Here is a 13,316-nt window from a genome sequence, read left to right as displayed (position 1 = left end):
CTTGCCCTTCTCGCCGCCAATTACTGCCGCCAGATTTATGCGGATTTACTCCGCCGGCAACATGGGGTGAGGAACGAACGCCAACATTGAAGGGCGCAGAGGGCGTTCGGGTTCCTCCATCACCCCAACCGACCTTTGCAGGTACTATGTTGGTTGTATCGCTTCGTGCCACGAGAGGATGCCCATGCCAAACCCAATTGCTTCTGCTGCATCACCTCGGAGGAAGCCGGCGCGTCTACTGGGAAGGCGGCCACTGGCGCCACAGGATCCAGCGGCTGGATTTTGCCGTCGCGGCGGCCGGCGTCGACCAGGCATCGCCCACTGACGGACCAGCACCATGAATAGCCAACCCTTGCTCCTGTTCCTGCACATCGCCAGCGTCGTCGTCTGGGTTGGCGGTATGTTCTTTGCCTACGTCTGCCTGCGGCCAACGGCTGTCGAGTTGTTCGATCCACCGCAGCGCCTGCGGCTGTGGTATGGGGTATTCTCGCGCTTTTTCGTCTGGGTCTGGTGGGCGGTCATCCTGATTCCAGCCAGCGGACTGATTATGCTCTGGCAGCACGGCTTTGGCGCGGCACCGTCGAGCTGGTACCTGATGCTGGTCAGCGGGGTAGTCATGATCGCCATTTACATCTACGTGGCCACCGGCCCTTACAGGGCGCTGGCGCGCGCCGTCGAGATCGAGGACTGGCAAGCTGGCGGCGCGGCCTTGAACCGCATCCGACAGATAGTCGGCATAAACCTGTTCCTCGGGCTGATAACAATGGCCTTCGCCACCCTTGGACGCTACCTCGTCTCGTAGAGTCGCCTTGATGGAGCGTCGACTGCAGGCGCTGTTTGATTAAGGAGGGACGGCGAACGCTTGCCCTGCCCTGCCATCTGGTTGACTGAGACACGCTTTTCCTGCGCTGTACTCAGAACTCGAAGACCTGATTGTTCTGCAGCATCCTTGGCTTGAAGTCACCCGCGCAGGCCTCGATTTCAGCCATCGTCAACTCGATCTGGCTGGGCTTCAGGTGACTGATGTAGATCTCGGCAGCGATCGTCAACTTCTTCAACTCAGCCAACAGCATGTTTGGGCACAGGTGTCTGGAGATTTCAGCAAGGACTTGCTCACGGTTCGGAAAGGCTGTTTCGATCAGTAGATAGCGCAGATTGGCAATGCGATTGACCACCGGCCAGAAAGAATCATTGACCGTCGTATCACCGGTAAACACCAGGCTGCCAGCCCCTGAGTCGAGCTGGTAGCCCACTGCAGGAACTGTGTGCTCGGCGGGAAGCGCCGTAATCACTCTCCGACCCAGCCGTACCGACTGTCCGAGGGCCATCGGCTGCCAGCGCATGACGGCCTTCTCGGGACTCGGTATCACCCTGAAATCCGGCCAGATCGCCCAGTTGAAAATGTGCTTGCCGATGATCTCGAGCGTCGCCGCCGTCGCATGGACAATCAGTGGCTTGTTGCGCAGATCGCTGACCGAATCGACCAGCAGGGGCAACGAGGCGATGTGATCAAGATGCGAGTGGGTCAGGAAGACATGGTCGATGACCGCCAGCTCGGCCAGAGACAGGTCGGCCACGCCCGTTCCGGCATCGACGAGAACGTCATCATCGACCAACATGGAAGTGGTTCGCAGATGACTGCCGCCAATTCCACCACTACAGCCGAGAACCCTTACTCTCATCATGGCTCCATGAAGCGCTGGCCGCTCGCCTTGAACAGGCGGCGCCGCTGCTGTTGGCTTGGCCCACGCAGGGCACGACGGTTCATCAGGTCTTGACGAAAAATTCCATTTTCACGCCGGCAAGCTCGATCACGTCATGGTCATCGAGACGATGAGCCTGTGCGTCGAGAGTTTTGCCATTGAGCACCGGAAAGCTTGCTCCCTCGACGTGGGTGAGGAAATACCCTTGCGGTTGCCTGGCAATCACCGCCACTTGCCCAGGCCTGCCCAGTGTCGTCAGCGCTTTGGTCAATGGCAGCTCGCGCCCGGCGTTCGAACCGTTGAGCAACATGATGGCGGCGGGCGGTGGGGCAGCACTACCTGGCGTCGTCGTGGCCGACGGCGGGCTGCCGACCCGACGACCATCGGCCACCGCCAGTGCCTCGGCCGAGCTTCCGTCAGTGAAACCGGTGGGCTCGGTCGCCGCCAGGGCGGCGGTAAGATACTTCATCTTGTACTTGCCAAGCTCTATGACATCGCCATCTTTGAGGAAATGCTTCTTGACCGGCTGACCGTTGACCATGGTTCCATTGGTACTGTTCAGATCCTCGAGGAAAGAATCGCTGAGAATGGTGACCACCGCCGCATGCTCGCCACTGATGGCCATATTGTCAATCTGAACGTCGTTGTGTGCCTTGCGGCCGATACTCATGCGATCCTTGACCAGCGGGATTTCCTTGAGCACCAGCCCATCCATGCTCAGTATCAGCTTTGCCATTGCTTTTATCGTCCTTGTCTAAACCATGACCAGAGTTTCGCCCAGCCCCGCCTGGCCGCAGGGAACTCGCGCCGGATTTTGACCACAATTAGCGAAATGTTGTCGTCCCCGCCATTGTCATTAGCCATCTGAATCAACTCCCTGGCCGTGACTTCAAGATTCGCACCATGCATGTCGAGGGCATGCTGAATGTCCGCCTCATCGACCATGTCGTACAGGCCGTCGGAACAGAGCAGATAGATATCGCCCGGCACCACCCGGTGGGCATGAATCTCGGCGTCCACCTCAGGATCGATCCCGACGGCACGCGTCACCAGGTTCCGGTTCGTCGAGTAACGCGCCTCTTCGGCCGAAATCAGGCCGCTGTCAAGTTGCTCCTGCAAGAGCGAGTGATCCCGAGTCAAGGCCACGAACTCTTCGCCACGCAGACGGTACAGGCGCGAGTCGCCGACATGTGCCACGAAGACGCGGTCGTCACAAAACACGGCGGCCACGAGAGTGGTGCCCATGCCGCCCAATTGCGACTGGCTCTCTGATGCACGATAGATCGCCGTATTGACCACCGCGATTTGGTCGACCAGACAGGCAAGCGCAAACGGCTGTCCGGTCAAGCGGTCCTTTTCGTACCCTGCAGTGGCCTTGAAAGCCGCTTTCAACCCCGTCGACAAGAGCGTCGTCGCCATGCCGCTGGCCACCTCACCGGCGTTGTAACCGCCCATCCCGTCGGCGAGTATCGCCAGCCCCTGATCGGCGTTGGCCAACACCGAATCTTCGTTCTGACCCCGGACAAGGCCGGGGTCAGAACGAACGACGATCTCCAGCGCGCCAGCAAGACTGTTTGCCACAGGTTCTCCACCTGACTGATGAGTGGCCATTGTCTCAATACTACCCGCCATAAGGCAATTCGACGCCCAGACCGTTCTCACGCGCCAGGGGCTCAAGGCGGGCGGCAAGCGCCAGATCCTGTATCGCCATACCCTGTGACTCGAACAGGGTAATTTCGTCGCTCGTCGAACGCCCGGCTTGACGCCCGCAGATCACGTCGCCCAGTTCGAGCAGGTCTCGCGCCTGCAAGCGCCCTTTTTCGAGCACCGGCAGCAGATCGCCGGCCTCGCGAAGCGCCGTTTCGATGCTGTCAACGACGATCGGCGAGCAACGTTTTAGAACATCCTCGCCGAGTTCGCGGCGAATCAATGAATTCGAACCAGCGGCATTGATATGCGTGCCAGGTGACAGCCATTCGGCTTTGAATAGCGGGGTAGCCGAAGTTGTGACCGTGCTCACGATGTCGCTGCCGCGCACCACATCTTCCGGCGAAGCGGTCGGCACAACCTCGATGTCGAGACGTTCAGACATTCGCGAACAAAAGGCGGCCAACCGGTCGCTATGACGGGCATGGACCTTGACCCGCTGCAGTGGGCGGACCGCGACAAGGGCTTCGAGATGCCCCTCGGCCTGCCAGCCGGCGCCAAACACTCCCGCCACCCGCGCGTCAGGTCTTGCCAACCAGCGCGTCGCCACACCGGACGCAGCGGCGGTACGCATCATTCCCAGACGGTCGGCTTCGATCACCGCCCGCAGGACACCAGTCGACGCGCGATAAAGATGCACCAGGAAACGCACGCCCGATCGATTGCTGGTATAGGCCTTGTAGCCGATGGCGTCGAGTGAGGGCAACGCTCCCTGCAGGAGGTGCAGTGTGGTCTGCGGCAAGCGCGTCCGTTGCCGAGGAACATCGCTGCCCTGCCGCGACGAGAGCGCACGATGTGCTTCCTCGACCGCACCCAGTGCCAGCGACATGGTCAACAGTGATTCAACGTCATTCTCACTCAGGAACAGGGCCATTTCTTTCTCGCATCTGAAATCAAGTGATCGCCGCGGGTTGCCCACGGAGTTCCGGGGGCAACTTCTCAGACCGCTTGGACAACGATTCTACCGGCAAATGACGCTCAGCAAGAACAAACGGGCAGACCGCAGTCTGCCCTCTTCGCTGCGACTTGCGACCAGCACAGTCGACCTATATCAGCGCCTTGATCAGCTTGCCCATTTCCGACGGATCGCGGGTCACCGTGAAGCCACATTCCTCCATGATCGCGAGTTTGGCATCAGCGGTGTCGGCGCCGCCCGAGATCAGCGCACCTGCGTGGCCCATGCGCTTGCCGGCCGGAGCGGTGACGCCGGCAATGAAACCAACGATCGGCTTCTTCATGTTTGCCTTGCACCACACCGCTGCGTCGGCTTCATCGGGGCCGCCGATCTCACCGATCATGACCACCGCGTCAGTATCCGGGTCGTCGTTGAACAGACGCATGATGTCGATGTGTTTGAGCCCGTTGATCGGGTCGCCACCGGTCCCTACCGCTGACGACTGGCCAAGGCCGATTTCGGTCAACTGGCCAACGGCTTCGTAGGTCAGGGTGCCTGACCGCGACACCACGCCGATGCGCCCCTTGCGGTGGATATGACCCGGCATGATGCCGATCTTCACTTCATCCGGGGTGATCAGGCCGGGGCAGTTCGGACCCAGCAGCAGGGTTTTCTTGCCACCTGCAGCTTCCTTCCTGAGCATCTTGTTGCGCACGACCAGCATGTCGCGCACCGGGATGCCTTCGGTAATGCAGACCACCAGATCGAGATCGGCCTCGACCGCTTCCCAGATCGCTGCGGCGGCGCCTGGCGGCGGCACGTAGATTACCGAGACGGTGGCGCCAGTCGCAGCGGCGGCGTCCTTGACCGAACCAAAGATCGGAATCCCGAAAATGCTCTCCCCGGCCTTTTTCGGGTTCACTCCGGCGACAAAACAGTTCTTGCCGTTAGCGTACTCCTGGCACTTCTCGGTGTGGAACTGGCCAGTCTTGCCGGTGATGCCCTGGGTGATGATCTTGGTGTCTTTATTAATCAGAATCGACATTTTGGCTCCTTAACTGACCGCAGCAACGATCTTGGTGGCGGCATCAGCCATTGAATCCGCAGTGATGATCGGCAGACCCGAATCGCTGAGGATCTTCTTGCCGATGTCTTCGTTGGTCCCTTTCATGCGCACCACCAGCGGCACCGAGAGATGGGTTTCCCGAGCGGCGGCAACGACGCCGGTGGCGATCGTGTCGCAGCGCATGATGCCACCGAAAATGTTGACCAGAATCCCCTTGACCTTGGGATTTCTGAGCATGATCTGGAAGGCCTCGGTGACTTTCTCGGTGGTCGCACCACCGCCGACGTCGAGGAAGTTGGCCGGCTCGGCACCGAACAGCTTGATGGTGTCCATCGTCGCCATCGCCAGGCCGGCGCCGTTGACCAGGCAGCCGATGTTGCCGTCGAGCGAGATATACGAAAGGTCGAACTTGGAGGCTTCGAGTTCGTCCGGATCCTCTTCGTCGAGGTCGCGGTAGGCAACGATCTCCGGCTGCCGATAGAGCGCGTTGGAGTCGAAGTTGAACTTGGCGTCGATGGCCTTGATGTTGCCGTTGCCCTCGAGGATCAGCGGATTGATTTCGGCCAGCGAGGCGTCGGTTTCCATGTAGCACTGGTAGAGGCTCTTGAGCGCCGCAACCGCCTTGGCGACGGAGTCGGCGGGAACGCCTATGCCGGTGGCCAGTCCGGCCGCCTGCTCGTCGCTCAGACCGTCGATCGGGTCGATGAATACTTTGAGGATTTTTTCCGGAGTGTCGTGAGCAACCTTCTCGATATCCATGCCCCCTTCGGAGGAAGCCATCATCGCGACCTTCTGCGTGGTGCGGTCGGTCAGTGCAGCGACGTAGTACTCCTTGCGGATGTCAGCCCCCTCCTCGACCAGCAAGCGCCGCACCTTCTGGCCTACCGGCCCGGTCTGGTGGGTGACGAGCTGCATGCCGAGGATCTCGCTGGCGTACTGGCGAACTTCGTCCAGCGACTTGGCCACCTTGACGCCACCGCCCTTGCCACGACCACCAGCATGAATCTGGGCCTTCACGACCCAGACCTTGCCCCCCAGGGTTTCGGCTGCCTTGACCGCATCATCGACGGATGGACAGAACACCCCGCGCGGAACCACGACGCCGAATTTTTTCAGGAGTTCCTTGCCCTGATATTCGTGAATTTTCATGCGCTTTCCTTGCTTGAGTTAAGGTTGCGAAATGTAACAAATGTAACGAGTAACTAAGTAACGAACCACGGGTAGGATATCCTACCCAGGCTTCTGGCCGCGGTAGCAGCGCGGGTACAAGCGCCGTACTGCGTCCGAATGCGAATCCAGCGCGTGGCAATGGTCGAGCTGACAGGGCCCGCTATCGTCGTCGTCGCGCACGTCACTGGCAAAAGTCTGCAGCGCCGCAGTGGGCAGGAACATCAGCAGTTCGCTGATCTTCGAGCAACAGTGCTTGCCACGAAAAAGGTCATTCACTGCGCTACGGAAACCATGAAACAGGTTGAGTCCGATGATCTGTGCGTAATCCGGCGTGATCCGGTCGCAGTAGCCGATGTAGGGCATGGCATCGGTGCAGGCAAGCGCATCCAGAGGTCCCAGCGGCCATCGGCGCGCTTGTAACCGTCGAGCTGGACGCTGCGAACGTGCATTCGGGTACGTTGGGCAGCGGGTGGGGGCAGCGGCATCAATGATCCTGAGGGGATTTGCGAGCCCGTCACGGCCGCGCAACTGGCATCAAATTCTACACCAGAATGGCTTGGCATTCTTGGCGAAATTCATAATTATGGCGGTCTCTGACGCCGAGGGAGAAGGGGCATGTTCAAGCTAATCGACGAGCGCGGTCGCAAGCTCTATCGCGGCCGTTTTGCGCCTTCCCCGACCGGCCCCCTGCACTTCGGCTCGCTGGTCGCCGCAGTGGCGAGCTATCTCGATGCCCGCGCCCACGGCGGCGAATGGCTGCTGCGCATCGAGGACGTTGACCTGACGCGGACCGTCCCCGGAGCGGCTGATGGCATCCTGCGTACGCTCGAAGGCTTCGGGCTTCAATGGGATGGTCGAGTGCTCGTCCAGAGCCAGCGACTGGATCTCTATCGCGCCGCCCTGGTTAGCCTGCAACGCCGGGACTATGCCTATCCTTGCGCCTGCTCGCGGCGCGAGATTGCCGCCTGTTCACCGCCCACATCTGTCGATGGCGGGCTGATCTACCCTGGAATCTGCCGTCGCGGTCTGGCCGACGGACGCGCGGCGCGAGCCTGGCGAATGCGCGTACCGGATGACGAAATTTCGTTTGACGATCGCGTGCAGGGGCGTGTGCGACAGAATCTTGAACGCGCCGTCGGAGACTTCATTCTGCTGCGTGCCGACGGGCAATTCGCCTACCAATTGGCGGTCGTCGTCGACGATGCCGCACAAGGAGTCAACGCGGTCGTCCGCGGCGTCGACCTGCTCGCTTCGACGCCACGCCAGATCTGGCTGCAGCAACGACTGGGGCTCCCGACTCCGACTTACGCTCACCTGCCGGTAGTCACCAACGCCGTCGGCGAGAAGCTTTCCAAACAGACACGCGCCAAAGCGGTCGACCCGTCGGAAGGCAGCGAGGTAGTGGCGGCTGTGCTGCGTTTTCTTGGCCACCCCGTTCCGCAGGAGCTCAGTCGTGGACCGCTCACCGACATCTGGCGCTGGGCCACCGATACCTGGTCGATCAGGCAGGTGCCGGCGCTGCGCGGAGCCTTCCCCGGTTAGCGCCTGCGGCCATAACCAGTCATCCCGACGAGGATGCGAACCAGATTGTAGCTCGCCAAGCGCAGCAGGCGCGAAGTCCACGGTAACCGCTGCCAGCTATCGGCAGGCAATCGGTGAGCGCCCTTCTGCATCGCCTGGCGCAGACTGCGGTGAAGGTCGTCGGCAAAGCTGGCATCATCGACAACGATGTTCGCTTCTCTGGCCAGCAACAGGCTGAAAGGATCGATGTTCGACGAACCGACGGTCGCCCAGCGTCTGTCGACGACCGCCACCTTGGCATGCAGGAAGCTGCGCCGGTACTCGAAGATGTGGATGCCGGCGCCCAGCAACTTGCCATACAGTGCCTGTGTGGCGTAGTGCATAAGCCGGTACTCGACGCGTCCCTGGAGCAGGATCACCACCCGCACGCCGCGCTTCGCCGCATCGCACAGGGCACGCCGGAAACGGCGTCCAGGCAGGAAGTAGGCGTTGGCGAGCAGGATGTCTTCCTGCGCGGCGGCGATGGCCTCAAGGTACGCGTCTTCGATGTCACGCCGATGGCGGACGCTATCACGCACCAGGAAGGCGGCCGTCTGAGACCCACATGGCACCGGAGGTGTGAGCGACGCCCTCGTCAAGCGGTAGCGACGGTTGAGTTTTGCCCAGACGACGAGTTCCCAGAGCCGATACAGCGCTTCCTGGATCGGCATCAGCAGCGGACCTTCGACACGAACCGAGTAGTCATGCCGCGGTGGCAGGTGAAGTGCGGTATTGATGTCGTCAATGACGTTGATGCCGCCGACGAAGCCGATTCGCCCATCAATCACCGCCAGTTTGCGGTGCAGGCGACGCAGGCGATGGCGACGCAACAGAAACCATGCGCTGTCTGGCCGGTAGACCATCGCCTGAACTCCCGCCGCGATCAGCCCCGGTTGCAGGCGATCAGCAAACTCGCGGGCACCGAAGCCGTCGACGAGAACCCGCACCTTGACACCGCGCCAGGCGGCTCTGGCCATCGCTTCGGCGACGGCGCGGCCGGTCGCATCGTCCTCGAAAATGTAACTTTCGAGATGGACCTCGTGCTTTGCCTCGTCGATGGCCGTGATCAGCGCCGGAAAATACTCGGCACCGCAGCGCAGCAAGGTGAGGTCGTTACCGGACAGGAACCTGGCGGCCATCGCGCAGGGGAATCGCTTCCCGAACTCCCGCGCCGCCGCCTATCCCTGCCTACTGCTGATTGACGAACACCACTTGCGCCGGCATCGGCGCCGGGAAGCCAGCCGCGTTGAGCGCTTCGCGGATGGTCCGGTTGGTGTCGAAGTAGACCTGCCAGTAGTGATCGGTGTGGCAGTACGGACGTACGGCCAGCACGGGGCCGACGAGATTGAACTCGAGGATCTCGACGTCGACCGGCGGACTCGGCAGCACGTTCGCAATGGTGGCGATCTTTTCCTTGAGCAGCACCATCGCCGCCGCATGGTCAGCCGCCCCCGACAACTGCGCTTTCAAATCAACCCGACGATAGGGGTTGGTCGAGAAGTTCTGGATGGTGTCGGAGAAGATCTTGCTGTTGCCAACCAGCGTCATGACGTTGTCCGGTGTGTTGATCGCCGAGACGAACAGGCCAACTTCCTTTATCGTGCCGGTAACGCCACCGACGGTCACGAAATCGCCCACCTTGATCGGCCGCAGGATGATCAGGAAAACGCCGCCGGCGAAGTTGGCCAGCAGCCCCGACCAGGCCAGGCCGATGGCCACACCAGCGGCGGCGAAGAGTGCGGCAAAACTGGTGGTCTGGATGCCGAAATAGCCCAGAATGCCGATTACCAGCACGATATTCAGAGTGACATTGATCACCGTGCCGAGGTAGCGCATGATCGTGGCATCGACCTTCTGACGTTCCAGCGCGCTCTGGATCAGGCTGCCAACGCGGCCAATCAGCCAGCGACCGATAACCCAGAAGGCAATCGCCGCCAGCATCTTGACGCCAAGATCCGAGGCGTACTGGATGGCCAGATCCTGCCAACGTGATATGTCTTGCGCATTCATTCGTTTCTCTCCATCGCTAAAGGTGTGATCAGTGTCCCATCGTAGTGACCACAGTGCAAGCCCCGGCCTCACCCTGCTGCCCCTCCATCCGTTCAGACCTTCCTGGATCGGCGATAATAAGTTCAATAGTTAGGTGCTGCCGCAGCCTGGGCTGCGCAAGCAACCATGATCCTTGCGGTACATTTGCGATGAGACTACTGCCATGAATCCGTGTGCAACCCGCCTTTCCCCACACCGGCACCGTTTCGCCTCGGGGCTCACCGCTATTCTGCTGCTGGTGCTGGTCAGTGCGCACGCGCAGACGCCGCTCGATATCCCCACCGTGCGCCCCACCAGCGGCCTCTGGGATAGTGGAAGTGGCTTTCGATTCGGGCTAAGGAAAAAGGAGGAAGAGCAAACTCGCAAGGCTCTCAGCGGCATAGCGTGCAACCTCAACGCGGCACACCAGCGCATCTGCTTGATGGTCTTCGATGAAGGCGTTGAGGCGCGTTTCGCCACCGTCCTCAACAATGAGCTCGCCGTCGATCGAGGGGGAGTCACTCTGCGCGCCGACGAGGGCGAACTGGACGCCGAGGGCGCGGCCACCGACGGCACCTACTTTTACATCACCGGCTCGCACTCGGCCAGACGTGAAGGCTGCAGGAGCAACATTTTCAGCCGCCATGTCATCCGCTTCCGCCTGGACCCCGCCACCGGTCGCGCGCTGCGCTCTCCAGCAAGCGACCCACAGGGCAGGTTGGTGGACTATGCCGACACCGGCCGCCTGTGGTCCATCATGCAGTTGCAAACCGAACTCATGGCCCACGTGAGAGAAGACACGTGCGGTGTCAACATTGAAGGCCTGGCGGTCAAGGACGGGAAACTGTATTTCGGCTTCCGTAGCCCGGCCAAACGGGGCCGCGCCAGTATACTCGTCGTCGATGCTGCAGAGCTGTTCGAGGGCGGCGACCCGAAGGCCCTCGTCAAGCCAGTCGAGCTCGGCGTGGGACGCGGCATACGCGACATGGTGGCCGTGAAAACCGGCTTTCTGCTCTTGGCGGGTCCGAATGATGACCCGGCCAACAAGAAGGGCGTGAGTTGGACCATCTCTTGGTGGGACGGCAAGAGCGTGACGCCCAAGCCGCTGGCCGCTCTCGATATAAGGGGGGTCAAACTGCGTAAACTGACACAGGGCGAAAACCGCGTCTGTACAGATGAAAAGCTTAAACCCGAGGCCATGACCATTCTGGAGGAGACGCCGCTTGCGTATAAACTGCTGGTGTTGTCGGACGGGATGTGCGATGGAGGAGCGCTGACGTTTACTGTGGCGCGCTAGCCGGCCACTCACGCCAAATCACTCCGCGGGCATGGTTACTATGGGCGCTTTTGGCTGGACTCGCCATCTGCGCGAGGCAAGATGGACAAGGCCAGATTCTTGCCTTCGACTCACGGCAGGATGAGGAATCGAGCGTTGTTCACGACCCGTTGGCTGCCATTGCCAACAGGATGTGCTGACGTACGGAGCGCATTAATTGCGACCGATGCGCTTCCCCTCGGTCAGCGCATCCTACGGCTACTACGGTTACGACGCTGCAGCCGGCCCAAAAAAAGGTGTCCCCGTTTACCGACGACCTTGCGACGCGTCCCTCTGGAGCGTCTCGCCAGAGGCAGTTGCCGATTCCAGTGGCACCATTTCAGCAAGCAAGGTCTCCGGAGCAATGTCCTGCTCGTTGGGCCAGGTCACCGCACCAAACACGATGCCCACTTGGTTGAAGTAAGGCACGTTCCTTAACTCGCGAAAGACGCCGTGAGCAAGATAAGGCTTCATGTCGAAGACACCCTTGCGCCCGCCCTTGAGTTCGACGTAGATACGGTAATCAGCAAGTGGTTTGACGATCAGAGCATCCCAGTACATGGTGGCCTCACAGGGGAGCGATCTTGTACGGATTTTCGCCACTGACAGCCAGTTCCCAATCCGCCATCAATTCATCGCGACGCAGTTCTATCCATGCCTGAACCAGCCGCAACTGTTTTCGCGGCAACTCTCCAGACAGAATTTCGCCATCCCCGATACCAATCGACGCCTCGAATTCGGCGTATTTCGCATGGATATGCGGCAGGTTGTGATGCTTGTTGTCAATCAGATACAGGCGGATTATGATCCCGTAAAACATCGAAATAATCGGCATGGTCAAGACCTTGAATCGATTAAAGAGTCAGGGTAAGGAATCGTGTAGAGTAGAGAACAGGCTCTGCATTCCTTAGGCCTAGCCTAGCTGTTACCGCCCCTTTCGTCTGGCGGTGCCTCAATAGCCTTGCCATAGTTTGCTTCACCTATCCTCCCTCATCAAACCGTGCATGCGATTTGCCCGCACACGGCTTTCCGGTGTTCTTCACACCGAGGCATGCGCCGTTTTCCAGCCTGCCGTTACCGGAACTTTGTATAACCCGTAGTTCGCATAAAGCTTCTGACGTGGGAATCGCTGTAACGCTGCTCCCCGATCCTGTATCTTGTGACGCTTCATCAGGTGCGTCCGCAAGCGTTGTTCGGCCTGCGTTTTCACCTTGTCGAGTACCTTGCTGGAATTTCGGTAGTGGAAGTCGCCTACCCAACCACGAAGGCTGGCATTCATATTCTTCACTACGTCGCCCAAGGGTACTGGTGTGAGCCGTCGATCCGTCTGTTGCTTGATACGTTCCTTGATTTTCGCAAGCGATTTGGGTGCCGGGCAGACATGCGGATAGCTTTTGCCCGACCGCCAACTCTTGCTCACCCTGATTTCAAATCCCAGGAAAGTAAAACTCTCTCTCCTTGCATCAACAATGCGTGTCTTGCTCTCATTCAGCGTGAGATCAAGTCGATCCAGCACTCGCCGTACCGTGGCAAAGGGCGCGTCAACTTTGCCCCCGCACAGCACCACAAAATCATCCGCATACCGGACGATTCGCGCCTTCAATTTCACGCAGCATTGCTGCCTGACCCAGATCCGATCAAGCAGATGCAGGTAGCAGTTCGACAACAGCGGCGATATCACACCACCTTGTGGGGTGCCTTTGCTGTTGGCTTTACCGCCGCCGACATGCTTCCGTGTGCCGTCCTCGTCCTCCTCGATGACCGGCGCTTTGAGCCATAGCTTGAGTACGTGCAAAATCGCACTATCAACGTAACCGTTCACTCCCCCTGTGCTGCTGCCGGGATAGCAGGGAGCGCGGGGAGCGGCAAACC

Annotated in this window: 15 protein-coding genes; 3 read left to right on the top strand and 12 right to left on the bottom strand. The window is 60.2% G+C overall.

Annotated elements, in window-relative coordinates; all coding sequences use genetic code 11:
• The first annotated feature begins 337 nt into the window (after nucleotides 1-337).
• Complete coding sequence (locus ACCAA_RS21020) at nucleotides 338-802, top strand: CopD family protein (protein ID WP_186409200.1); 465 nt, start codon at nucleotides 338-340, stop codon at nucleotides 800-802.
• 112 nt (nucleotides 803-914) lie between these two features.
• On the opposite strand, the gene ACCAA_RS21015 is transcribed toward ACCAA_RS21020, so the two are convergent.
• The 7 genes from ACCAA_RS21015 to ACCAA_RS20985 all read right to left on the bottom strand — a co-directional run bounded on the left by ACCAA_RS21015 (nucleotide 915) and on the right by ACCAA_RS20985 (nucleotide 6,904).
• On the bottom strand, nucleotides 915-1,682 hold the full coding sequence (locus ACCAA_RS21015; RefSeq protein WP_186409202.1) for an MBL fold metallo-hydrolase: 768 nt from the start codon (nucleotides 1,680-1,682) through the stop codon (nucleotides 915-917).
• A gap of 85 nt (nucleotides 1,683-1,767) precedes the next feature.
• Nucleotides 1,768-2,439 carry an FHA domain-containing protein gene (locus tag ACCAA_RS21010; protein ID WP_186409199.1) on the bottom strand — a complete coding sequence of 224 codons (672 nt, stop codon included), beginning with the start codon at nucleotides 2,437-2,439 and terminating at the stop codon, nucleotides 1,768-1,770.
• Between the two features lie 5 nt (nucleotides 2,440-2,444).
• Nucleotides 2,445-3,284 carry a Stp1/IreP family PP2C-type Ser/Thr phosphatase gene (locus ACCAA_RS21005; protein WP_245754721.1) on the bottom strand — a complete coding sequence of 280 codons (840 nt, stop codon included), beginning with the start codon at nucleotides 3,282-3,284 and terminating at the stop codon, nucleotides 2,445-2,447.
• Nucleotides 3,285-3,324: 40 nt separating this feature from the next.
• A complete protein-coding gene (locus ACCAA_RS21000) occupies nucleotides 3,325-4,284 on the bottom strand; it encodes an ornithine cyclodeaminase family protein (protein WP_186409197.1) in 960 nt (319 codons plus the stop codon).
• A gap of 172 nt (nucleotides 4,285-4,456) precedes the next feature.
• A complete protein-coding gene (gene sucD, locus ACCAA_RS20995; protein WP_186409196.1) occupies nucleotides 4,457-5,350 on the bottom strand; it encodes a succinate--CoA ligase subunit alpha in 894 nt (297 codons plus the stop codon).
• A gap of 9 nt (nucleotides 5,351-5,359) precedes the next feature.
• On the bottom strand, nucleotides 5,360-6,520 hold the full coding sequence (sucC, locus tag ACCAA_RS20990) for an ADP-forming succinate--CoA ligase subunit beta (RefSeq protein ID WP_186409195.1): 1,161 nt from the start codon (nucleotides 6,518-6,520) through the stop codon (nucleotides 5,360-5,362).
• An 81-nt stretch (nucleotides 6,521-6,601) separates the two neighbouring features.
• The gene (locus tag ACCAA_RS20985) at nucleotides 6,602-6,904 is read right to left on the bottom strand and encodes a DUF2889 domain-containing protein (RefSeq protein WP_342674078.1); all 303 of its coding nucleotides are present in this window, start codon (nucleotides 6,902-6,904) and stop codon (nucleotides 6,602-6,604) included.
• Between the two features lie 252 nt (nucleotides 6,905-7,156).
• Here ACCAA_RS20985 and gluQRS point away from each other — a divergent pair, with 252 nt between their 5' ends.
• Nucleotides 7,157-8,083 (top strand): tRNA glutamyl-Q(34) synthetase GluQRS, encoded by a 927-nt coding sequence (gluQRS, locus tag ACCAA_RS20980; RefSeq protein ID WP_186409194.1) that lies wholly within the window; start codon nucleotides 7,157-7,159, stop codon nucleotides 8,081-8,083.
• On the opposite strand, the gene clsB is transcribed toward gluQRS, so the two are convergent.
• Both clsB and ACCAA_RS20970 read right to left on the bottom strand, forming a co-directional pair.
• Nucleotides 8,080-9,240 (bottom strand): cardiolipin synthase ClsB, encoded by a 1,161-nt coding sequence (gene clsB / locus ACCAA_RS20975; protein WP_186409193.1) that lies wholly within the window; start codon nucleotides 9,238-9,240, stop codon nucleotides 8,080-8,082. The genes gluQRS and clsB overlap by 4 nt on opposite strands.
• Nucleotides 9,241-9,289: 49 nt before the next feature.
• A complete protein-coding gene (locus ACCAA_RS20970) occupies nucleotides 9,290-10,111 on the bottom strand; it encodes a mechanosensitive ion channel family protein (protein ID WP_186409192.1) in 822 nt (273 codons plus the stop codon).
• A 202-nt stretch (nucleotides 10,112-10,313) separates the two neighbouring features.
• On the opposite strand from ACCAA_RS20970, the gene ACCAA_RS20965 reads away from it, so the two are divergent.
• Nucleotides 10,314-11,426, top strand: coding sequence for a DUF3616 domain-containing protein (locus ACCAA_RS20965; protein WP_186409191.1), 1,113 nt, complete (start codon nucleotides 10,314-10,316; stop codon nucleotides 11,424-11,426).
• Between the two features lie 285 nt (nucleotides 11,427-11,711).
• Here ACCAA_RS20965 and ACCAA_RS20960 read toward each other — a convergent pair whose 3' ends face one another.
• From ACCAA_RS20960 to ACCAA_RS20950, 3 genes are all read right to left on the bottom strand, one after another.
• The gene (locus ACCAA_RS20960; RefSeq protein WP_186409190.1) at nucleotides 11,712-12,005 is read right to left on the bottom strand and encodes a DUF2442 domain-containing protein; all 294 of its coding nucleotides are present in this window, start codon (nucleotides 12,003-12,005) and stop codon (nucleotides 11,712-11,714) included.
• A 7-nt stretch (nucleotides 12,006-12,012) separates the two neighbouring features.
• Complete coding sequence (locus tag ACCAA_RS20955; protein WP_186409201.1) at nucleotides 12,013-12,279, bottom strand: DUF4160 domain-containing protein; 267 nt, start codon at nucleotides 12,277-12,279, stop codon at nucleotides 12,013-12,015.
• A 204-nt stretch (nucleotides 12,280-12,483) separates the two neighbouring features.
• Nucleotides 12,484-13,316, bottom strand: an 833-nt coding sequence (locus ACCAA_RS20950; protein WP_342674077.1) for a reverse transcriptase domain-containing protein, incomplete at its 5' end; no start/stop codon positions are given.

The sequence above is a fragment of the Candidatus Accumulibacter aalborgensis genome, from assembly GCF_900089955.1.
Classification (GTDB): Bacteria; Pseudomonadota; Gammaproteobacteria; order Burkholderiales; family Rhodocyclaceae; genus Accumulibacter; species Accumulibacter aalborgensis.
Note: the sequence above shows the minus strand (reverse complement) of the source record. Positions and strands in the feature narration are given on the sequence as shown.

Excerpts from the sequence above, each read along its gene's own strand:
- sucC (WP_186409195.1), bottom strand. The coding sequence starts at position 6,520 with ATGAAAATTCACGAATATCAGGGCAAGGAACTCCTGAAAAAATTCGGC.
- ACCAA_RS21000 (WP_186409197.1), bottom strand. The coding sequence starts at position 4,284 with ATGGCCCTGTTCCTGAGTGAGAATGACGTTGAATCACTGTTGACCATG.
- ACCAA_RS20985 (WP_342674078.1), bottom strand. The coding sequence starts at position 6,904 with ATGCCCTACATCGGCTACTGCGACCGGATCACGCCGGATTACGCACAG.
- clsB (WP_186409193.1), bottom strand. The coding sequence starts at position 9,240 with ATGGCCGCCAGGTTCCTGTCCGGTAACGACCTCACCTTGCTGCGCTGC.
- ACCAA_RS20970 (WP_186409192.1), bottom strand. The coding sequence starts at position 10,111 with ATGAATGCGCAAGACATATCACGTTGGCAGGATCTGGCCATCCAGTAC.
- ACCAA_RS20960 (WP_186409190.1), bottom strand. The coding sequence starts at position 12,005 with ATGTACTGGGATGCTCTGATCGTCAAACCACTTGCTGATTACCGTATC.
- ACCAA_RS21010 (WP_186409199.1), bottom strand. The coding sequence starts at position 2,439 with ATGGCAAAGCTGATACTGAGCATGGATGGGCTGGTGCTCAAGGAAATC.
- gluQRS (WP_186409194.1), top strand. The coding sequence starts at position 7,157 with ATGTTCAAGCTAATCGACGAGCGCGGTCGCAAGCTCTATCGCGGCCGT.
- ACCAA_RS20955 (WP_186409201.1), bottom strand. The coding sequence starts at position 12,279 with ATGCCGATTATTTCGATGTTTTACGGGATCATAATCCGCCTGTATCTG.
- ACCAA_RS20965 (WP_186409191.1), top strand. The coding sequence starts at position 10,314 with ATGAATCCGTGTGCAACCCGCCTTTCCCCACACCGGCACCGTTTCGCC.
- sucD (WP_186409196.1), bottom strand. The coding sequence starts at position 5,350 with ATGTCGATTCTGATTAATAAAGACACCAAGATCATCACCCAGGGCATC.
- ACCAA_RS21015 (WP_186409202.1), bottom strand. The coding sequence starts at position 1,682 with ATGAGAGTAAGGGTTCTCGGCTGTAGTGGTGGAATTGGCGGCAGTCAT.
- ACCAA_RS21020 (WP_186409200.1), top strand. The coding sequence starts at position 338 with ATGAATAGCCAACCCTTGCTCCTGTTCCTGCACATCGCCAGCGTCGTC.